General features: G+C 75.3%; 2 protein-coding genes. Both read left to right on the top strand.

Annotation, left to right across the window (positions count from 1 at the left end; all coding sequences use genetic code 11):
- Positions 1-2 precede the first annotated feature (2 nt).
- Positions 3-9,968, top strand: coding sequence for an SDR family NAD(P)-dependent oxidoreductase (locus ACFVQG_RS30165; protein WP_383389371.1), 9,966 nt, complete (start codon positions 3-5; stop codon positions 9,966-9,968).
- Positions 9,965-23,719 (top strand): SDR family NAD(P)-dependent oxidoreductase, encoded by a 13,755-nt coding sequence (locus ACFVQG_RS30160; protein WP_383389369.1) that lies wholly within the window; start codon positions 9,965-9,967, stop codon positions 23,717-23,719. The genes ACFVQG_RS30165 and ACFVQG_RS30160 overlap by 4 nt, the downstream gene beginning before the upstream one ends.

Raw genomic sequence — 23,719 nt, 5'->3', positions numbered from 1 at the left:
CCATGCCGCAGAACCGATCCGTCCAGCCCCCGCACGACCTGCTGCGCCCGCTCGCGGGCCGTCGCGCCACGACGGGAGTCAGCGCCGAGGACCCGGCCGTCCGGGACCACCTGGTCCACCAAGTGCCCGTCCTGCCCGGGGTCTTCCTGCTCGACCTCGTACTGCGCACGGCCCGGCGCGCCGGGATCGACCCCGCCCTCCTCGAACTGCGCCGCATCGTCTTCCACGCGCCCATCGCCGGGGCGGACGGGCGGCACGCCGTCGAGGTCGTCTTCGGCGACGCGGAACCGGGCGCGCCCCTGTCCGTCACCGTGCGCAGCCGCCCCGACGGCACCCCGGACGCGCCCTGGGAGACCAACTGCACGGCGGAACTCCACCAGGCCGACGACCGGTCATGGCCACGGATCGACCCGGACCGGCTGGACGGCGAGGCCCCGCGCACGGTCGGCGTCGACGACCTCTACGGCTTCGTCCGCGCCCTCGACATCCACCACACCGGGTTCATGCGGGCGTCCGGCACCGTCCGTGTCGGCCCCGGACACGCGCTGGCCCGGATGCGGCTGGCCGACGAGGCGACGGGACACCTCGGCCACTTCCACGCCCACCCGGCCGTGCTCGACTTCGCCACGCTGATACCGATGCTCCTGTTCCCGGAACAGGACCTCGGCGCGCCCCGGCACGCCTACATCCCGCTGTTCGTCGAGTCGTTCCGCGCCCGCGCCGGGGTCGGCGCCGAGAACCTCGTCCATGTGCCGGGACCGGTCACCGGAGGGTTCGACAGCGAACTCTTCCAGGCCGACATCGCGGTCTGCGCGCCCGACGGCGAGGTGGTCGCGGAGCTGACCGGCTTCCGCGCCAAGCGGGTGCGGTCCGCCGCGCTGATCACCGACCGGACACCGGCCCGTCCCGCCGAACCGCCGCGCCGCCCGGCTGCGGAGCCCACCGCCGGGTCCTTCGAGGAACGCGTCACCGCCCTTGTCGCCCAGCGGCTCGGCGTCGCCGCCGACAGCGTCGACCGCGACCTCGGCTTCTACGAGTGCGGCCTCAGCTCCGTCGACCTGCTGAGCCTCGCCGGGGACCTGGAGGAGATGCTGGGGACGGAGCTGTATCCCACCCTCCTCTTCGAACACCCCACCGTGCGGCGCCTCGCGGGCCATCTGAGCGCCGAGTACGCGCAACCGGAACCGGCCAGCGCCGAGTACGCGCGACCGGAACCGGCCAGTGCCGAGTACGCGCGACCGGAACCGGCCAGTGCCGAGTACGCGCGACCGGAACCGGCCGCCGAGGTGGTGCCCACGGCTGTGCTCAGCACGCCGCCCGCCCGCCCCGACGGCCAGCCCCTCGCCATCGTCGGCCTCGCGGGCCGCTACCCCGGAGCCGCGACCCCACAGGAGCTGTGGGACGTACTCAACGAGGGCGGGGAACGCACCGGACCCGTCCCGCCCGAACGCTGGAACCACGAGCCCTACTTCGACCCCCGGCGCGGCACCCCCGGACGCACCTACTCGCGCTGGGGCGCCTTCTGCGAGGGTGTCGCGGACTTCGACGCGCCCTTCTTCCAACTGAGTCCCCGCCAGGCCGAACTGATGGACCCTCATGAACGGCTGCTGCTCCAGGCGGCGTGGGAGGCCGTCGAGGACGCCGGACACACCCCCGAGGGGCTCGCCGAGCAGACCGGCCGCGCGGTGGGCGTCTTCGCGGGCGCCATGTGGAACGACTACCAGCTGCACGGCCTGGACCGGCTGCGCGACGGCACCAGCGACATCGCGGGCTCCTGGGCGTCCGCCCTGTCCAACCGGGTCTCCTACTTCTTCGACTTCGCCGGACCCAGCATCACCGTCGACACCGCCTGCTCCGCGAGCCTGGTGGCCCTGCACCTGGCCGCCGACGCGCTCAGGCGCGGCGAGTGCCGGGCCGCCCTGGTCGGCGGAGTCAACCTGTCCCTGCACCCGTACAAGTACCTGCGCCTGGCCGAGTTGGGTCTGCTCTCCCCGACCGGACGCTGCCGCCCCTTCGGCCGGGACGCCGACGGCTACGTCCCCGGTGAGGGCGTCGGCGCCCTGCTGCTGCGGCCCCTCGACGACGCCCTGGCCTCCGGCGACCACGTCTACGGGGTGCTGCGCGGCTCCAGCGTCCAGCACAGCGGACGCACCGGCGGGTACTCCGTGCCCAGCCCCGACGCCCAGACCCGCGTGGTCGCCGCCGCGCTCGCCGACGCCGGGGTCTCCCCGCGCACCATCGGCTACGTCGAGGCACACGCCTCCGGCACCCCGCTCGGCGACCAGATCGAGGTCGAGGCGCTCACCTCGGTGTACGGGCGGCACAGCCAGGACACCGGATACTGCGCGATCGGCTCGGTCAAACCGGTCATCGGCCACCTGGAAGCGGCGGCCGGGATGGCCGGTCTCACCAAGGTGCTGATGGCGCTGCGGCACCGCACCCTGCCCGCCATGGGCGACGTCGGTGCGCCCGCGCCCGGCATCCGCTGGGCGGACACCCCCTTCCGGCTGCCCGCCCAGCCGGAGCCCTGGCCCAGCCCCGTCGACCCCGACGAGGGACGGCCGCTGCCGCGCCGGGCCGCCGTGAGCGCCTTCGGCGCCGGGGGCGCCAACGCGCACGTCGTCATCGAGGAGTTCACCGGCGCCCACCCCGTGGACGACCGTGCCGACAGCGGGCCGCTGGCGGTTCCCCTGTCCGCCCGGTCCGCCGACCGGCTCCGCGAACTGGCCGGGCGGCTCGCCGGACATCTGCGCGCCCGGCCCGGGGCGAGCCTCGCCGACGTCGCCCACACCCTGCGTACGGGGCGCCGCGCCATGACGCACCGGCTCGCCCTCGTCACCGCCGACACCGGCGAACTCGCCGACGCGCTGGACGCCTTCGCCGAGGGCCGCCGCCCCGCGTGCCCGGCGTACCTGGGCACCGAATCCCTGGGCCGGGAAGGCGCGGCACCGGAGGCCGAGGCGGCCCGTGCGTGGGCCGCGGGCGGCACGCCCGCCTGGACGCCCGTACCCGCCAGGAGGGTCTCCTTGCCGACTTATCCCTTCGAACGGCGCCGCTACTGGCTCGGCGACCCGGTCACCCCGACAGCCCCGGCCGCTCCCACCGACGACGCCACCACCCTGCTGTACGTACCCGGCACCCGCCCCCTGCCCCCGCCGACCGGCACCCCCGACGGCCCCCTCCTGCTGCTGGACACCGACGACCAACGCCACCGGGCCCTGCGCGCCCTGCACCCCGACGTCGTACGCGTCACACCCGGCATGTCCTACCGCAGGACCGCGCCGGACGAGTTCGTCGTCGAGCCCGGCGAGGCGGAGCACTACGCCCGGCTCGTCGACACCCTGCGCGCGGAGGGCCGGGCGCCCGCGGCCGTGCTCCACCTGTGGGCACTGTCTGCCGGGGACGTCACCGGCGACATGGACGGGGGCGGCGTCCTCTCCACGCTGCTGCTGTGCCGCGCCCTCGCCGTCGGACTCGCCCAGCCCCTGCCGGTGGTCTACGCGTACGCCTCCCACGGCCCCGGCCCGGGGCACGCCGCCGTCGGCGGCCTCGCCCGCAGCGTCCGGCTCGAACAGCCGAAACTCCTGCTGAAGACGGTGCGGTACGAGGCCGTGGAGCCCACCCCGCGGACGCTGCTCGCCGAGGCCTGCGCGCCCGGCGACGCCTACGGGACGGAGATCCGCCACACCGCGCGGGGGCGTACGGCCGAGGTCTTCGTCCCGGTCGACGCGCCGTCCGACCGCACGGGCGTGCGGCTGGCCCGGCCCGGCGGGGTGTACCTGATCACGGGCGGCGCCGGTGGACTCGGCCTGCACACCGCCCGCCGTATCGCCGCCGCCGGATCGGTCTGCGTGGCCCTGCTGGGCCGTTCCCCGGCCGACGAGCGAACCGCCGCGGCCGTCGCGGAACTGGAGCGTCTCGGAGCCCGCGCCGCCTATGTCAGCGCCGACGTCACCGACCACACGGCGCTGGCGGCGGCCGTGCGGGAGGTGCGCGGGAGGTTCGGCGCGCTCACGGGGGTGGTGCACGCGGCGGGCGTCCTCGACGACGCACTCGTCGTCAACAAGAGCCGTCCGTCCGCCGAACGCGTCCTCGCGCCGAAGCTGCGGGGTACCGCCAACCTCGACGCGGTGACCCGCGACGACCGGCTCGACTACCTGCTCCTGTACTCGTCGCTCGCCGCGGCGGCCGGGAGTGCGGGCGGCGCCGACTACAGCGCGGCCAACCGCGCCCTGGACGCCTTCGCGGACTGGCGTGCGGAGCGGCGACGGGCCGGTGAGCGGCACGGCGTCACCCTCGCCGTCGACTGGCCCCTGTGGCGCGACGGCGGCATGCGCATCGAGTCGGCGCTCCAGGACCGCGTCCTCGCGCGCACGGGCTCGGTTCCCCTGGGCACGGACACGGCCTTCCGCGCGCTGGACACCGCCCTCGGCCTGGGCGTGGAACGTGTCGTCGTCCTGCACGGTGACGAGGCCCGCCTGACGGCCGCACTGGAGACCGCCGCGCCCTCCGACCCCGTACCGGCGGAGGAGCCGCGCGCCCGCCTCACCGACCACATCACCGAGGCCCTGCGCCGCACCGGCCACGCGCCGACCTCGCTCGCACCGGACACCGGCTTCATGGCCCTCGGCCTGTCCTCGGTCGAACTCTCCGCGCTCACGGCAGAGCTGGGCTCCTGGCTCGGCGTCGAGCTGCCCGCCACGACCCTCTTCAAGTACCCCGACATGGAGCGGCTGGTCGGCCATCTGCTGGACGAGCACGCCGACTCCGTGAGCGCCGCCCTGGTGACGCCCGCTCCCGTCCCAAAGGCACCGCGACCGACGCCGCCGCCCGAGCGCGAACAGCCCGTCGCGATCATCGGCATGGCGGGCCGTCTGCCCGGCTCCGGCGACCTCGCGGGCTTCTGGACCGATCTGCTCGGCGGGCGCGACCTCGTCACCGAGGTGCCCGGCGACCGCTGGGACCACCGGCTGTACCACGACCCGAGCGGCTCGGCGGCGGACGCCACCGACTGCGGACACGGTGGCTTCCTGGACGACGTGAGCCGCTTCGACGCGGCCTTCTTCGGCCTCACCCGCGCGGAGGCCGAGGGCCTCGACCCACAGACCCGGCTGCTGCTGGAGGTGCTCCACGAGACCGCCGAGGACGCGGGTGTCGCGGGCAGGCTGCGCTCCTCGGCGACCGGCACCTTCGTGGGCCGCTGCTTCAACGACTACGACCAGCTCATGACCGCCGCCGGGCGGAGTCCGGGCGCGCACGACGTGACCGGGACATCGGTCACCATGGCCGCCAACCGGGCCGCCTACCACTTCGACCTCGCGGGCCCCTCCCTCGTCGTCGACACCGCCTGCTCCTCCTCCCTCTACGCGCTCCACCTGGCCGTGGAGGCGGTGCGCCGGGGCGAGTGCGACATGGCGTTCGCGGCCGGTACCAACCTCGTCCTCGACCCGCAGCACTACGTGCGCAGTTCCGCGCTCGGCGCCCTGTCGCCGTCCGGCCGCTGCCACACCTTCGACGCCCGCGCCGACGGCTACGTGCCCGCGGAGGCCGTCGTCGCCGTGCTGGTCAAGCCCCTCGACCGCGCCCTGGCCGACGGCGACCCCGTGCACGCCGTCGTGCGCGCGGTCGGCGTCAACCACGGTGGCCGCGCGGGCTCGGTCACCGCGCCCAGCCCCGCCCGCCAGACGGAACTGCTGCACGCCACCTGGGCACGCGCCGGTATCGACCCCGCCGACATCGGCTATCTGGAGGCGCACGGCACCGGTACCGCGCTCGGCGACCCCATCGAGGTCGAGGGCGCCACGTCCGCCTTCCGCCGCCACACGGACCGTACGGCCTTCTGCGCGATCGGCTCCGCCAAGGCCCACCTGGGCCACGCCGAGGGCGCGGCCGGGCTGGTCGGGGTCGTCAAGACGGTGCTGCAGATGCGGCACAGGACCATCCCCGCCATGCCCGACTACCGGGAACCCAACCCCGACTGCCACTTCGACGGCACACCCCTGTACGTCAACACCGAACCCGTCCCGTGGGAGGCCCCCCAGGGGCGGCCCCGCCTTGCCGGAGTCAGCTCCTTCGGCTTCGGCGGCTCCTACGCGCACGCCGTCATCGAGGAGGCCCCCACGCCCACGGCGGCTCCGACCCCACGCCAGCCCCGCCTGTTCCCGTACTCCGCCCGCGACGACGAGGCGCTACGGCACCTGATGCGCCGACACCGTGCCTTCCTGGCCGCCGCCCCCGACACCCCGCTCGACCGGATGGCCGCCACGCTCCACCACGGCCGCGAGGCACTGCCGCACCGGCTCGCCCTGGTCGCCGACTCCGCCGCGGGCCTCCTCGACGCCATGGACGCCTACCTCGCCGACCCGCGTTCCGCGCACCGCGTCCACGTGACCGCCGACGCTCCCGGCCACGACCTGCTCGACGCGGCGCGGGCCTGGTCGGCGGGCGACGACACGCTGCCCGCCACCGCCGTACCGGACCCGGCGACGGCACGCGTCTCGCTGCCCGCGCACCCCTTCGCCGGGGAGCGCTACTGGTTCACCGACCTGCCGACGCCCGCCGCGCCGGACGACCTGCCCGCCGAGGTGCGCGAGGCCCAGCGGCACATCGCGGTGAGCGGCTTCCCCGGCCGCCGGGCCGCCGACGGCATGGAGCGGCTCAACGACCTGCTCCGGCGCTGGTGCCGCCACCTGCTCGCCGACGCGGGCACGCCCCCCACCGCCGACCGGCTGCGGGCGCTGCTGGCCGACGAGGGCCAGTACGGACGCCTCGCGGACGCCCTCGCCGCGATGACGGCCGGGTCCACCGACGCCTCCAGCACGGCCGGTGACTTCCTCGCCGAGGCGTCGGCGCTGGCCGCCGAGCACCCCGAACTGGCCCCCTGGGTGGCCCTGGTGAAGGTGTGCCTGCCCCGGCTCCCCGACATGCTCACCGGCCGCGCGGACGCCCTGGAGGTGTTCTTCTCCCCGGACCACCCCGACCTGCTGCTGCGCATCTACGACGGCAACGCCGTGGCGGACCACCACAACGAGATCGTGGCCCGGCTGGTCGCCGCCCGGGTACGGGAACTGCGGGCGACGCGGCCGGGCGAGCCGGTCCGGCTGCTGGAGATCGGCGGCGGCACCGGTGGCACCACCCGCCGACTGCTGGAGGCCCTCGCCGAGCACGGGGCCGCCGTGCGCTACCAGTTCACGGATGTCTCGCCGGCGTTCCTGCCCGCCGCCCGGGCCCGGTTCGCCGACACCGCCGCGGAGTTCGGCACCGCCGTCCTCGACCTCGACCGGGACCCGGGCGAGCAGGGCTTCGCACCCGGCTGCGCGGACATCGTCGTGGCCGCCAACTCGGTGCACGCCACCCGCCACCTGGGCGAGAGCCTCGGGCGCATCCGCGGTCTGCTCGCCCCGTCCGGCGTGCTCGTGCTGGAGGAACTGGTACGCAACCACGACTGCATGACCGCCATGATCGGCCCCCTGCCCGGTTACTGGTCCGCGGTGGACGCCCCGGCGCGGCTGCCGCACTCCCCGTTCTTCGACGTACCGCGCTGGCGGGCGGCGCTGGCCGAGCAGGGCTTCGAGGCCACCTGGGCGCTGGGGGCGCCGGATCTGCCGGAGACCGAGTTCGACAACGCGGTGCTGTACAGCCGCGTACCGGCGACGGCGACGGTCCAGGCGCCTGGTGCACAAGCCCCTGTCGAGGTCCGGGAAGCCCCCGTGGAAGGCCCCGTGGAAGCCCCCGCGGAGGTGGCCGCGGAGGTGGCCGTGGAGGTGGCCGCCGCCCCGGCAGGCGTCGACGAGATCCGCGACCGCCTCCGCCCGGTCTTCGCGCGGTTCTTCGGACGCCAGCCCCACGAGGTGGACACGGCGACCTCCTTCGACCGGTACGGCATGGACTCGCTCAGCGCCATCCAACTGGTACGCAGCCTGGAACCGGAGTTCGGCAAGCTGCCGAAGGTGCTGCTCTACGAGCACCCGTCGATCGACGCCCTCGCCGCGCACCTGGCCGAACACGCGCCCACGCCGTCACGGAAGCCCCGCCCGGCCGCACAGCCGACGCCCACCACCGCGCCCACGCCCCCGCCTTCGGTGGACGGCGACCCGGTCGCGATCGTCGGCATGGCCGGACGCTTCGCGCGCTCACCCGATCTGACGACCTGGTGGCGGCACCTGCGCGACGGAGTGCACCTGGTCGACGAGATCCCCGCCGACCGGTTCGACTGGCGGGAGGTCTTCGGCGACCCGCACCGCACCCCGGGCACCGTCAACAGCCGTTGGGGCTCCTTCATCGACGGCGTCGACCGCTTCGACGCCGACTTCTTCGGCATGACGCCGATGGAGGCCGAGCTGATGGACCCACAGCAGCGGCTGATGCTGGAGACGGCGTGGCGGGCCGTGGAGGACGCGGGCCACCGGCTCGCCGACCTGCGCGGCAGTCGTACGGGCGTCTTCGTCGGCGCCACCTCCCGGGACTACGACTGGCAGTTGCACCGCGCGGGCCGCCACCGCGAGGGCCATGTCGTCAGCGGCAACGGGCACTGCCTCATCGCCAACCGGGTCTCCCACCAGCTGGACCTGCGCGGCCCGAGCGAGGCCGTCGACACCGCGTGCTCCAGCTCGCTCACCGCACTGCACCGGGCGGTGCGCTCGGTGCGCTCCGGCGAGTGCGACGCGGCGATCGTCGGCGGCGTGCACCTGTTCCTCACCGCCGACCTGTTCGTGGCGCTCGGACAGCTCGGCATCATGTCGCCGGACGGCCGCTGCGCCGCCTTCGACCGGCGGGCCAACGGCATGGTCCGCGGTGAGGGCTGTGTCGCGGTCCTGGTCAAGCCGCTGTCCCGGGCGCTCGCCGACGGCGACACCGTCTACGCGCTGGTCCGCGGCAGCGGCGTCTCGCACGGCGGCGGCGGGCACGTCAACTCCCTGATGATGCCCAACCCGACCGCCCAGGCCGACCTGATCGGCTCGGTGTACCGAGAGGCGGGCGTGGACCCGCGCTCGGTGTCCTACATCGAGGCCCACGGCACCGGGACCGAGGTCGGCGACCCCATCGAGGTCCGCGGGCTGCGCAAGGCGTTCGCCGCCCTCGACGGCCGGTCGGACGCGGCGGAGGTCGAGCCCTGGTGCCTGCTCGGCACGGTCAAGTCCAACGTCGGCCACACGGAGGCCGCCGCCGGACTGACGGGCGTCGTCAAGACGGTGCTGGCGATGCGGCACGGCATGCTGCCGCCCACCCTGCACTTCACCGAGCCCAACCCGCTCCTGGACCTGGAGGGCAGCCCGTTCCAGGTGGTCGACCGGCTGACCCCCTGGACGCCGGGGGCCGACGGCGCGCCGCGCCGGGCCGGGGTCAGCTCCTTCGGCCTCGGCGGGACCAACGCCCATGTGCTGCTGGAGGAGTACCCCGACCAGCGCGCCGAGACCGTGGCCCGCGACCGGGGCCCGCTCGTCGTCCCGCTGTCCGCCCGTACGCCCGACCAGCTGCGGACCCGCCTCACGGACCTGCACGACGTCCTCACCCGGGACCCGGCCGAGCGGCCCGGGCCCTTCGCCCTCACGGACATCGCGTACACGCTCGGCACCGGACGCGACCCGATGGCGCACCGCGCGGCGTTCGTCGTCGAGACGACGGAACAACTCGCGGCGGCGGTACGCCGACTGCTGGACGGCGACCCCGGCCCACAGACCGTCACCGGCACCGCCGATCCGGTGGCGGAGCGAGGCGGCGGCGCCGAACCGCACTCCGATCCGTACGAGGCGGCCCGTGGGTGGGTGACGGGCGCGGGCGCCCTCCCGGTCCGCCCGGGGCGGCGGATCCCGCTGCCCGGCTACCCCTTCGAAGCGCAGCGCCACTGGGCGGAACCCCTCGAACCACCCCGGACCGAGGGGACCGGCCTTCCCGACCTGCTCCAGGCACTCAACGACGGCCGTCTGTCGGTGGACGAAGCGGAACGCCTCATGGAAGGTGCACGGTGATCTCCAGGAAGAACCGGCGGGACATACTCGAACGCGTCAGGTCCGGACAGATGTCCGTGGCCGAGGCGGTCGCCGCGATGACCGAGGCGCCCCGCACAGAACCGACCGCCCACCAGGTGGTGGCCTACACCTCCGGCTGGCAGCGCGCCGAGCCCACCGCGGACCGCCCCGCCGCCGGGGACCGCCCGCTCGTCGTGCTCGATCCCTCGGCCGCGCGCCGCCCCGGTCTGCTCGCACCGGACGACGCCACGGTGGTGCGGGCCGACGAGGCCGCCCTCACCGACGACCCCGCCTGGGAACGGCTGTGGGCCGGGCTCGCCGCACGGGACGCCACCCCCCGACGCATCCTCCTGGTCACGGCCGACGGCCCCGAGACCTGCCTCGACCTGGTCTATCCCGCCCTGCGCACCCTGATCCGCGGCCGGGTCGGCGACCGCCTCGCCCTCGCCTGTGTCGCCGTGGGGGAGGACAGCGCGCGGACGGCGGACGCCCTCGGCGGCTTCTGCTCGATCGCCGCCCGCGAGGACGGCAGGCTGCGCCTGGTCGCCGTGGCGGCCGGAGACTGCCCCGACCCGCTCGGCCGCGCCCTGCGCGAACTGGAAGAACCCGCCGCCCCGTTGCACGAGGTCCGCCACGACGCCCAGGGCCGTTGGCTGCGTTCCATGACGCCCGCCCGGCTCCCCGACGCCGACGGCGCCACGGTGACCGGAGGCGTCCAACTCCTGTCGGGCGGCGGCGGGGGCATCGCCGTGAGCCTCGCCCGACAACTGGCCGAGGCCGACGCCCGCGTGGTCCTGCTGGGCCGCTCCAGCCCCGGAGCCCGCGTGGACTCCCTGCTGCGGGGCACGGGCGGACGCGTCCGGTATGTGCGCGGCGACGTCACCCGACCGGAGGACGTGCGGCGCGCCGTCGAGGAGGCGCACACGGCGTACGGCCCCGTCACCGGCGTACTGCACCTGGCCGGGGTCAACGAGGACGCGTACATCGTCAACAAGGCACCCGGCAGCCACGCGCGCGTGCTGGCCCCCAAACTCCGCGGCGCGCGCACCCTGGACGAGGCCACCCGGGACGAACCGCTTGACCACTTCGTGCTGTTCTCCTCCCTCGCCGGATACGCCGGGCACCCCGGCCAGGCCGACTACGCCGCCGCCAGCCGCGCCCTGGGCGGCTTCGCCGCGCACCGCGCCGCCCTCGTCGAGGACGGCCGACGGCGCGGCACGACCGTGTCGATCGGCTGGCCGCTGTGGGCGGACGGCGGCATGACCCTCAGCGACACCGACCGGGAGGCGGTCGAACAGCTCCAGGGCATGGTCGAGATGCCCCCGGAGACCGGTCTGCGGGTGCTGCGGGGCGCGCTGCGGTCGCGGGCGCCGGAGGTGGTCGTCGTCCACGGGCACCGGGCGCGCATCGAGCGGTTCGTGCGGGAGCGCCTGACCGGCGCGGACGCCTCCGACGATCACCCGTCGGACGCGGCCCCCACGGGGACGGAGGCGGCGCGGGCCTTCCTGCTGGACGTCTTCGGCAGGCTCACCCGGCTGCGCCCCGACCGGATCCGGCCCGACCAGGAGTTCTCCGCGCTCGGCATCGACTCCGTGATGGTCAAGCGGGTGACGGTCGCCCTGGAGGACCGGCTCGGCCCCATGCCCGCGACCCTGCTGTTCGAGCACCGCACGATCGACGACCTGACCGGCTATCTGACGGCCCATCACGGCCCGGCCCTCGGCGCGCTCCTCCCCGACCCCGGTGAGCACCGCAACGGCACGGTGACCGACGCACCGGCGAAGGCACGGACCGCCGTACCCCTGCCCGCGCCGGACGACGCCACGGTCCCGGACGACGCCATCGCGGTCGTGGGCCTCGCGGGCCGCTACCCCGGCGCCCACGACGTGGACGAGCTGTGGCGGTTGCTGGTGCGGGGACGCGACGCCATCGGCGAGATACCGGAGTCCCGGTGGGACAAGGAGCGGTGGTTCGACCACGACGGGTCCCGCGGGCGCGGCACCAGCTACGGACGCTGGGGCGGCTTCCTCGACGACGTGGCCCGCTTCGACTCCCTCTTCTTCTCCGTCGCCCCCCGCGAGGCGCGCCGCATGGACCCGGCGGAGCGCCTCTTCCTGGAGGTCGCCTGGTCGGCGCTGGAGGACGCCGGGTACACCCGGGACCGGCTGCACCGCGCCACCCGCACCGACGAGGGGCACGGGGTGGGCGTGTTCGTCGGCACCACCGGCATGGCCTACGGCCTGGTCGGGGCCGAGGAGTGGGGCAAGGGCAACCCGGTCTCCGCCTACTCGATGGAGTTCTCCCTCGCCAACCGCCTCTCCTACTTCCTCGACGTGCACGGCCCCAGCCTCACCGTCGACACGGCCTGCTCCGGCTCCCTGACCGCCCTGCACCTGGCCTGCGAGAGCCTGCGGCGCGGTGAGTGCCGGATGGCCGTGGCGGGCGGCGCCTACCTCAATCTGCACCCGTCGAAGTTCGCCATGCTCGCGGAACAGCGCATGATCTCCCCGGACGGGGTCTGCCGGGCGTTCGGCGAGGGCGGCAACGGCTTCGTGCCCGGCGAGGGCGTGGGCGCCGTGATCCTCAAGCCGCTGGCCGCCGCCCGCGCCGACGGCGACCGCGTCGACGCCGTCATCCGCGCCACCGCCATCAGCCACGGCGGCCGGACCAACGGCTACACCGTGCCCTCACCGCGCTCCCACGCCTCGGTGATCAGTACGGCGCTGCGCCGCTCCGGCATCGACCCGGCCACCATCGGCTACGTCGAGGCCCACGGCACCGGCACCGAACTCGGCGACCCCATCGAGATCGAGGGCCTGACCCGGGTGTTCGGCCGGTCCACCGCCGAGCGCCAGTTCTGCGCCCTCGGCTCCGTGAAGCCCAACATCGGGCACGCCGAGGCCGCCGCCGGTATCGCGGGCCTCACCAAGATCGTGCTGCAGCTCCGGCACCGCACCCTCGCCCCGACGCTGCACAGCGACCCACCGAACTCGAAGATCGACTTCGCGCGCAGCCCGTTCCGCCTCCAGCGCACCGCCGAACCCTGGCGGCCGCGCCGCCCCGGCCTGCCCCGGCGCGCCGCGCTCAGCTCCTTCGGCGCGGGAGGCGCCAACGCGCACGCGGTCGTCGAGGAGTACCCGGCCCCCGACCGCGGGCGCCCCGACGACGGCACGGAACAGTTGATCCTGCTGTCCGCCCGCACCTCCGACCGCCTCACCGCCACCGCCGACCGGCTGGCCCGCTTCCTCGACGCACGTCAAGGGTCCCTGCCGCCGCTCGCGGACATCGCCCACACCCTGCGCACCGGGCGGGAGGGCTTCGAGCACCGCGCCGCTTTCGTCGTCGCGGACCACCGGGGCCTGCGCGAGGCGCTCACGGAGTACCTCCGCACGGGCGCCGCGCACGCCTCCGGCACCCTGTCACCAGAGGCACCCCGACAGCGCGCGACCGACGCCGCCACCCTCCTCGCCCAGGGCCGCCTGAGCGACCTCGCCGCCCGCTGGGCCGGGGGAGAGGACTTCGACTGGCCGGACACCGAACGGCGGCCCCGCGTCGTGTCGTTGCCGACCTACCCGTTCGCCGGGCCGGTCCACTGGCCCGACATCGCGGAGGCGGCGCCGGGCCCGGTGCGGTCGGACGAGGCGTCCCCGGTCACCCTCGGCCCCGGCCACCCCTGGGTCGCCGACCACCTCGTCGACGGCCGACCCGTGCTCGCCGGAGTGGCCCTGCTGGAGCTGGCCCGCGCGGCGGCCGAGCGCACGGCGGCCCGCCCGGTCACGGAACTGACCGACGTACGCTGGCGCACCCCCGTGCTCATGGACACCGGAGAGCAGCCCGTCGTGCGCGTCCTGACGGAGGACCAGGAACCGCGCGTCGAGATCACCACCGGCCCGGCTGAACACCGCGTCGTGCACACCACGGCCACCGCCCACCCCGACACCCGGTTCACCGCCCCGCCGGACGTCGACCTGACGGCCGTACGCCACCACTGCGCCCGCGAGATCGCCCACGACGACTTCTACGACCGCGCACGGGCGGCGGGCCTCGCCTACGGACCGTCCTACCGCCGCGTCGAACGCCTGTGGTGCGGCGACGGACAGGCCCTGGCCGAACTGGCGGCCCCGAGCGACGGACAGCCGCACGGCGGCACCGCCGACCCCGGGACCACCGACGCCGCGCTGCACGCCGTGCACGGCGCCGTCCCCGCCTGGGACGAACCGGCCACGCGGCCCGCCGCCGTGGAACGCGTCCGCGTCCACGACACGGACACGGCCCCCCGCTACGCCCACGCACGCCTGGTGTCGGCCGACGAGACGCGCGGGACGGTGCGGTGCGACGTGCTGATGACGGACGCCGCCGGGCGCGTCCTGGTCGAGTTCACGGGACTGACCGTCGTACGGCCGTCGCGCGGCGCGCCCGACGCGCCCGACGTGCCCTACCTCGTGCCCGCCTGGCACCTGGAGCCCCCGCGGGAGGCGGCCGTCCCGCGCGGCCCGGCGCTGGTGCTCACCGCCGGGCACGACCACGGGCTCGCCGACGCCCTGGTCCGCCACCACGGCGGCGACGCCACCAAGGCCGACCTCGGCGGCCTGCGCGACCGCTCCGACCACCGGGCGCTGCTGGCGGCCCACCCCGGTGCCGTGACGATCTACTTCGCGGGCGGCGTGGACACCCGCCGCCACTCCACCACCGACCTCGCCCACCTGACGCACGCCAGCCGCCTCGGCTGCCGGGCCCTGTTCCACCTCGCGCAGGCGCTGTCCGACCTGCGGCCCCAGGGCGTCCGGCTCGTCGTCCTCACCAGCGACAGCCAGCAGCCGTCGCCGGACAGCCCCGTCGACAACCCGTACGCCGGTGCCCTGCACGGCATGGCCCGTACGCTCTCCCGCGAGCTGACGTTCCTCGACGTCGTCTGCGTGGACCTGAGCCGCACGGACCTGGAGCAGTGCGCGGCACGCGACGCCTGGACGCCCCTGGTCGCAGCCCTCACCGCCGAGCCACCGGGGCGGCCGTTCCAGGAGGTCGCCCTGCGCGAGGGGACCCGCCTCGTCAGACGGCTCGTACCGGCGCGGCTGCCCGCGCCCGACGCCGACCGCCCGCCGCTGCGGCGCGGCGGACGCTACCTCGTCGTCGGCGGACTCGGCGGCCTGGGCCGGGTCGTCAGCGAGTACCTGCTGCGCGAGCACGACGCCCGGCTGGTCGTCATGGGCCGCCGTACCGAGCACGAACTGCCGGACGGCGCGCTCGCCCGGCTGCGCGCGCACGGCGGGCAGGTCGCCTACCACTCGGGTGACATCACCGACCCCGAGGCCACCCGGGCGGCCGTCCGCCTGATGCGCGAGCGGTACGGAGGAGTCGACGGCGCGGTGCACACCGCGTTCGTCCTCGCGGACCGGACCATCGGGCAACTGGACGACGACGTCTTCGACGCCGCGTTCGCCCCGAAGACCCTGGGGACCGTCGCGCTCGCCGACGCCCTCGCGGCCGAACCGCTCGACTTCTTCGCCCTCTTCTCCTCGGCCATCGCCCACACCGGGAACCCCGGGCAGTCGAACTACGCGGCCGGTTCGTCGTTCCTCAGCGCGTACGGCGCCCACCTCGCCACCCGGCTGCGGTGGCCGGTGACGGTGTTCGACTGGGGGTTCTGGGGGGACGAGGGCGCCGTCGCCACCCCCGAGCACCGCGAGCGGCTGGCACGGTGGGGCGTCCAGCCACTGACCGCGGCCGAGGGCCTGCACGCCTTCCGCCAGGTGCTGGGCGCCGGACTCACCCAGGTCGCGCCCCTGCGCGCCGACATGGACGAACTGGGCCGGGTGACGCGCCTGCACCCCGTCACCCGGGACCTCGGGAGTCACGGCGGCGACAGTGACGTCCTGGCCGCGCCCACGGCGGCCGTCGCCGCGACGCAGCTCGACCTCGGCGAGCCGTACGCGCCGGACTACCTCGACGCCGTGGACGCCTATGCGCGGGTGGCGGTCCGCGACGCCCTGGGAGGCACCGACCCGGACCAGCGGCTGGCGGTGCACCCGGATCGGGAGCGGCTCCACGATGCCCTGCTCACCGTACTGGAGAGGGGAGTCGAGGAGGCCAGCCGGGACGGGCTGCGGGAGGCGCTCGTGGAGCGCTTCCCCCACCTCGTCCCCACCCTCGACCTCCTCGACGACTGCGCCGCCGCCCTCCCCGACGTCCTCGCCCGCCGCCGCAGCGGCCTCGACGTGCTCTTCCCGGGCGGCTCCGACCGGCGCATGACGGCGCTGTACGCCGACGATCCCCGCACCCGCTACTTCAACCACCTCACGGCCACGGCGATACGGGCGGCGGTGGCCGACGCCCTGGACCCGGACCCGGAGCGGCGGATCCGCGTCCTCGAGATCGGCGCGGGCACGGGCGCGACGACCCGGGCGGTGCTGGACGCGCTCGCGGAATACGGCACGGCGGTCTCGTACGACGTCACCGACATCTCGCCGTCGCTCGTCTCAACGGCCCGGCAGCGGCTGTCCGACGCACGCGCCCGCACGGACTTCCGGGTGCTGGACATCTCCCGGGACCTGGACGAGCAGGGCTTCGGCGGAGACCGTTACGACATCGTCGTGGCCACCAACGTCCTGCACGCCACCGGCGACATCCGGCAGACCCTGCGCAACGTGGCGGAACTGACCGCGACCGGTGGGCTGCTGGCCGTCAACGAGGCCACGCGGGTCCTGGACGCCGTGACGCCCATCTTCGGCCTCACGGACGGCTGGTGGCTCTCCCAGGACGCGGACCTCCGGCTCCCGCACGCACCGCTGCTGGCCCCGGCCGCCTGGGAGGCGCTCCTCACCGAGTCCGGGTTCGACCGGACCCGGCGCGTGGGTGTCCAGGGCTGGACCGGCCACCAGGCCGGGCAGCACCTCTTCCTCGCGGAGCGGGGGGCGTGGGGCGCGCCGGTGGTGGCCACCGCTCCCGTCCGGGAGAGCCCGGCGGCGGTCAGTGCGGCCCCGCCCCCCACCGCCGCGGCGGACGGTCTCCTCGCGGGCACCGAGGAACACCTGAGGAACCTCTTCGCGGAACTCCTGCGCATGCCCGTGGAGGAACTCGACCCCGCGGTTCCGCTGGCGTCCTACGGCACCGACTCGCTCACGGTGCTGGAAGCGGTGGAGCGGCTGGAGCGGGACATCGGGCGGGTGCCGCAGGAACTGCTGGTCACCGGGGAGTCGGTGCGCTCGATCGCCCGGGCGCTGGTCTCGGCCAGGACGACGGAGCTGGCCGCCCTCACCGGCTCCGGGGAGCCGCCTGAGGCGGTGGAACCGGCATCACCCGCACCGGCGCCGCCGGAGGAGGCAGTGAGTCAGCGCACGCCCACGCCCACGCCCGCACCCCCGCCTCCCGCCGACGAGCCGATAGCCGTCGTGGGCCTGGCGGGCCGCTACCCGGGCGCGCCGGACGTCGACACCCTCTGGACGCGACTGCTCGCCGCCCGCAGCCTCATCACGCCGGTCCCGCCCGACCGTTGGGACACCGCCGACACCGCCGACACCGGCGACGGGTCGGCCTGGGGCGGTTTCCTCGACGACGTGGACCGCTTCGACCCCCTCCTCTTCCGCATCTCACCGCGAGAAGCGGAACGCATGGACCCGGCCGAGCGGCTCTTTCTGGAGACGGTGTGGGAGGCGCTGGAGGACGCGGCGCTGCCACCGGCCCGGCTGCGCGAGCGGGCCACCGGCCGGGGGGAACGCACCGGTGTCTTCGTCGGGGTGATGCACCACCAGTACGCGCTGCTCGCCGCCGAGGAGCGCGGCAGGGGCAACACCGTGCGGGCGCTGTCCTCCGGCTGGTCCATCGCCAACCGGGTCTCGCACACCTTCGGCCTGACCGGGCCCAGCCTGGCGGTCGACACCGCCTGTTCGTCCGCGCTCACCGCGCTCCACCTCGCGGTGCGCAGCCTGCGCGCGGGGGAGTGCGCCACCGCCGTCGCCGGGGGAGTGAACGTCATCCTCCACCCCAGCCACCACACCGACCTGGCCGCGGCGAAGATGCTGTCGCCGGGCGGTCGGCCCCGGGTCTTCGACACGGCGGCCGACGGCATCGTCACCGGAGAGGGCGTCGGCGCCCTCGTCCTCAAGCGGCTCTCGGACGCGCTGCGGGACGGCGACCGGGTGCACGCGTGCGTCCGTGGTACGGCGGTCAACTCCGACGGCCCGACCGAGGCGTACGCGGTGCCCAGCGAGGCGGCGCAGACCGACCTGATCGCCCAGGCCCTCGCCGCGTCCGGCGTGACCGCGCCCACGGTGCAGTACGTGGAGGCGCAGGCCACCGGCTCACCGGTGGGCGACCCGCTCGAACTGGCCGCCCTGCGCCGGGCCTACGGCGTCGGCGAGCAGGGCCACCGGCTCCGCGTCGGCTCCGTCAAGCCGAACACCGGGCACCTCGAGGCCGCCTCGGGCATGGCCCAGCTGACCAAGGTGATCCTGCAACTCCGGCACCGCACCCTGGCCCCGACCCTCGGCACCGACGGACCCCTGACGGCCGACGGCTTCCTCGTCCCCCGTGAGCCGGTCCCCTGGCCCGCGCAGCCGGACGGCACCCCGCGCCGCGCCGCCGTCAGCTCCTTCGGCGCGGGCGGCGCCAACGCCCACGTCATCGTCGAGGAGGCCCCGCAGCCGCCCCCGGCGGAGAGCGCGCCGTCCTCCCCCCGCCCGTACCTCCTCACCCTGTCCGCCCGCCGCCCGGACGCCCTGGAGACCTACGCCCGCCGCCTCGCAGACTTCCTACGAGGCCAGGGAGCCGGTCTGAGCGCCCGCGACGTCACCCACACCCTGCGCATCGGCCGCGAGCCCCTGCCCGCGCGTCTCGGCGCCGTCGTGCACGGTCCCGCGGAGATCGTCGCCGTACTGGACGCCTACGCGGAACGGCGTCCCGACGAACGGTTGGTGACGAACCGTCAGGACGAGGCGGCCCCGGCGCCGCACCGCCTGCCCGCCGAGGACGCCGCCGTCCTGCGGGCCGCCCGCGACTGGGTGGACGGCAAGGACGCGGCCCACTCCCGGGACCCCGGGGAGGACGGGGCCCGGGTCGTCTCCCTGCCCCACTACCCCTTCGCCTCCGGCCGCTACTGGATCCGCACCTCGCCCACCGAAGCCACCGGTACCAGCCCCTCCGAGGAGCCCACCGTGACCCGCCCTGACCCGACCGTCGACACCGTGGGCGGCACCACACCGTCTGCCTTCACCGCGATGCTGGCGACCGTCACCGACGCCATCTGCTCGCTGCTGGGTGTGTCACCCTCCGACATCGACCCCGCCGACCACCTCAGCGACTTCGGGTTCGACTCCGTGACGATGGTCCAGCTCGCCGACCGCCTCTCCGCCGACACCGGCGCAGAACTCCCGGCGCCGGTTCTGTACGGCTGCCGGGACACGGCGGCGCTGGTCGAGTACCTCGTCTCGGCGACCGGCGGCGGCGCGGGGGCCCCGGCCGCGCCGGAGGTCAGCGAGAGCCCGGTGCCGGTGCCGGTGCCGGTGCCGGTGCCCGCCGTGTCGGTCCCTGCCCCGACGCCAGTGGCGGCCCCGGCCCCGGCCCCGGCCCAGGCCCAGACTCCGGCCCAGACCCCGGCCCAGGCCCAGACCCCGGCCCAGGCCCAGACCCCGGCCCAGGCCCAGACCCCGGCCCCGATCAGCCATGACGCGTCCACCGCCCCCATCGCCATCGTCGGCATGGCCGGAGCCTTCCCGGGCTCGTCCGACCCGGACGCCTTCTGGGCCAACCTGATCCAGGGCCGCGACCTGGTCTCCGAGGCCCCGGCCGACCGCTTCGGCACCAGTGGGCGCCCGCCCCTGCACGGCGGTTTCCTGGACGGCGTGGACCGCTTCGACGCGGACTTCTTCCAGATCACGCCGCGCGAGGCCCGCGTCATGGACCCGCAGCACCGCCTCTTCCTCCAGACCGTGTGGTCGGCCATCGAGGAGGCGGGCTACGACCCCACCGTCCTCGCCGGTACCGCCTGCGGCGTCTTCGTCGGCGTGGCCTCCTCCGAGTACGGGGAACTGGCCCGCGAACGCGGTGTGGACGTGGACGGTCAGCTGATGACGGGCAACGACCACAGCGTCCTGGCCAACCGGGTCTCCTTCCTGCTCGACCTGCGCGGCCCCAGCGAACCCGTCGACACCGCATGCTCCAGCGCCCTGGTCGCCGTGCACCGGGCCGTGCGCGCCATCCAGTCCGGCGACTGCGAACTCGCCATCGCCGGAGGCGTCAACGTGATCGTGGCGCCGACGGCGTTCGAGGCGTTCGGCCGCTCCGGCATGCTCGCCCCCGACGGCCGCTGCAAGTCCTTCGACCACCGTGCCGACGGCTATGTGCGCGGTGAGGGAGTGGGCGCCGTCCTGCTCAAGCCGCTGGACCGGGCCCTCGCCGACGGCGACCACATCCACGGCGTCATCAAGGGCTCCGCGACCAACCACGGCGGCCGGGCGGCCTCGCTCACCGCGCCGAACCCGGCCGCGCAGGCGGAGGTGATCTCCCTGGCGCAGCGACGGGCCGGGGTCGGCCCCGAGACGATCGGCTATGTGGAGGCACACGGCACGGGTACGGCGCTGGGCGACCCCATCGAGATCACCGGGCTGCGGACGGCCTTCGACCCGCCCGCCGATTCGGGGCGGGCCCCCGCACCCCGCCAGTACTGCGGTCTCGGCAGCGTGAAGACCAACGTCGGCCACCTCGAGACCGCGGCCGGAATGGCGGGCCTGTTCAAGGTCCTGCTCTCGCTGCGCCACGGGATGCTGCCGCCCACCCTGCACGTCGAGCGCGTCAACCCGTTGATCAAGCTCGCGGACTCGCCCTTCCACCTCGTCACCTCCGCCCGCCCTTGGACCCCCTTCACGGACGGCGCGTCCGGCGCACCGCTGCCCCGGCGCGCGGGCGTCAGCTCCTTCGGCTTCGGCGGCATGAACGCCCACCTGATCATCGAGGAGGCCCCGGCGGCCCACCCCGCGACGCCCGACACCGACCAGCACCTGTACGTGCTCAGCGCCCGCGACGACGAACGCCTGCGCGCCGCGGCCCGGCGGCTGTCGGACCGGCTGGAGGCATGGGAGCGCGACGGCCGGTTGCGTACGGTGTCCCCGGCCGACGTCGCCTACACCCTCCAGGTGGGCCGCACCCCCCTGCCCGCGCGCCTCGCGATCCCGGCCTCCTCCCTCGCCGACCTGGCGGACGCCCTGCGCACCCACCTCGACGGCGGCCAGGCGCCGGGGCTGGTGCACGGCGCCGGTACCGACACGGCAGGGCGGTTCGACGCGGACGACCTGGCGGACGCCCTGCGCCGGGCCGCCGCGGGCGACGTCGGCAGGCTCGCCGCGCTCTGGGTACGGGGCGCCGAGGTGCCCTGGCAGTCCCTCCACACCGCCGCCCCCCGCACCAGGGCCTCCCTCCCGACCTACCCCTTCGCTCCCGAGCGCCACTGGCTCCCGCCCGCCGTCGCCACGCCGACTCCCACGCCCACCACAGCACCGGAACCTCCCCGGAAGGAGCCCCTCCACCGCCGTACACCCGAGCCCGCACCCGAGCCCGCACCCGCACCTGCACCCGCACCCGCACCTGCACCCGCGCCCAAGCCCGCACCCGCACCCAAGCCCGCGCCCGCGCCCAAGCCCGCGCCCGCGCAGGAACCCACCCCCGACCGCCTGGCCACCCTCCGCCACGACGTCCGCGCCGCCGTCGCCGACGGCATCGGCATCCGTACGGAAGACGTCGACCCCCAACGGGACTTCGCGAGCTACGGCGTCGACTCCATCGGCGCCATGCGGATCATGCAGACCATCCAGGGCCGCTACGGCGACCACATCCCGATGGCCGCGATCCTCGAACACCCCAGCGTGGAGCGCCTCGTCACCCACCTGGACAAGAGCTACGTCCTGCCCGACGAGGTCCCGGACACCCTCGGCCCGCAGCCCGCCCCGACGCCGCCGCGCCCCCGGACGGCGGCGCCGCCCGCACCCGCGCCCGCCCGCCTCGTGCCGTTCACCGAAACCGGACCGGGGGTTCCCGTCTACTGCGTCTTCGGTGACACCGGCGAGCTGACCTGGGCGATGCACCTGTGCCGTGGCCTCGCGGAGGACGGCCCGGTGACCGGCGTGGAGGCGCCCGGCTTCCGCTCCGGCGACACCCCGCCCGCCGACATCGGGGCGCTCGCGCGGGCCTGTGCCGACGCGATCGTGCGGGAACAGCCGGAAGGCGCCTGCCGGATCGCCGGGTACGGACTCGCGGGGCTGGTCGCGCTGGAGACCGCCCGGCTGGTGCAGGACCGCGGCCCGGAGGTCACCGAGTTGCTGCTGGTCCAGACGCCCGGACCCGGCGAGGTGCCGCCCGTCGAGAGCGAGGCGCGGGCGCTGGCGGAGACGGCCGCGCACCTGGCCGGGGTCTGGGGCGCGCACCGGCCGCCCGTCCGCACCGGGGAACTCGCCGGACGCGGCCGGGCTGAGGCCCTGGACCAGGTGACCGAAGCCCTCGCCGCCGTGGCGCCGATGGGTGCCGAGGCGTTGCGCGGCAGGCTGGAGCGCGCCGTCGCGTGGCGCACCGCCCTGTCCGCCGCCGCGGCCGGGTACTCCCCGCGTCCGCTGGGCCGTCCCGGCCGGACCGTCGTCGTGCGTGCCGCCGGAGCGGGGGACGCGGTGGGGGCGTACCACCGCTGGATCGCCCCGCCGCCCGAGGTGGTCGAGGTCGACGCCGAGCCCTGGCTGCTGCTCTCGGAGGCCAACGCGCCCCGGGTGTACGGCACTGCGCCCGCCGCCGTCCCGCAGGCGGACGCGCGTGACGACGTGTCCCCCGTGGTGGCGATCAACCGGCACGGCGACAGCCGCCGGTCGATCTGGGCGCACAACCTGTACGGCGAGGTGAGCTACGCGATCTACCTCTCCCGCCACCTCGGCCTGCACAAGCCCGTCATAGGTCTGGAGCAGATCGGCGCGGCGACCCCGAAGGGCGCGCCCCGCCGGTACGACTCGGTGGAGGACATGGCCGCCCACTACACCGGGGAACTGCGCGAACGCTTCCCCGGCGAGCCCTATCTCCTCGGCGGCTGTTCCTTCGGCGGTGTGCTCGCCTACGAGATGGCGCGGCAACTCCAGGTGGCCGGTGAGGAGGTGAGCCACCTGATCGCCATCGACCCGATCATGCCGGGCACCGAGGCCTGGGACAGCGTCGACTGGGGCACCGTCACGGAGGTGGAGGCCGAGGCCTTCTCGCTGGTGATGCTCGGCAACGCGATGTGCCAGCGGTGGGGCGTCGAGGAGCAGATCGGCCTCGCCGCGCTGGCGGACCTGGACCTGGACGCCCAACTGGACCTGGTGGCACGCCACATCCACGACCGGTCCGCCGCCAGGCCCGACCAGGAGATGATCAAGCACCAGATCCTGGTCCGCCATGAACTGATGCTGCACAACGGCGACCTGCTCCAGGCCTACGAGCCCAAGCCGCTGCGCAGCGCGGTCCCCACCACCCTGTTCCACGCCACCCAGGGGTTCCTGGCCCCGGGCAACAGCAACGACCTGCCCGCCGTGCCCCGGACCAGCGCGGACAAGTCGAACGGGCTCGCTCAGTTCGTCGGCCCGCGCATCACGATCCACGAGATGCACGCCGACCACCACACGATCGCGCACGACGAGAACCTGGCCCGTATCGCGGGGATGCTGGCCCCCGTGCTCGATCCCCGTGCCTTCCCGGCCAGCCTGTTCCCCGCCTCGCTCAACCCGGCGGGCCCCGACGGCGACAGGTGA

Origin of the sequence: Streptomyces sp. NPDC057877 (assembly GCF_042796855.1) — a bacterium.
GTDB lineage: Bacteria > Actinomycetota > Actinomycetes > Streptomycetales > Streptomycetaceae > Streptomyces.
This window is presented reverse-complemented; position numbering and strand designations above follow the sequence as displayed.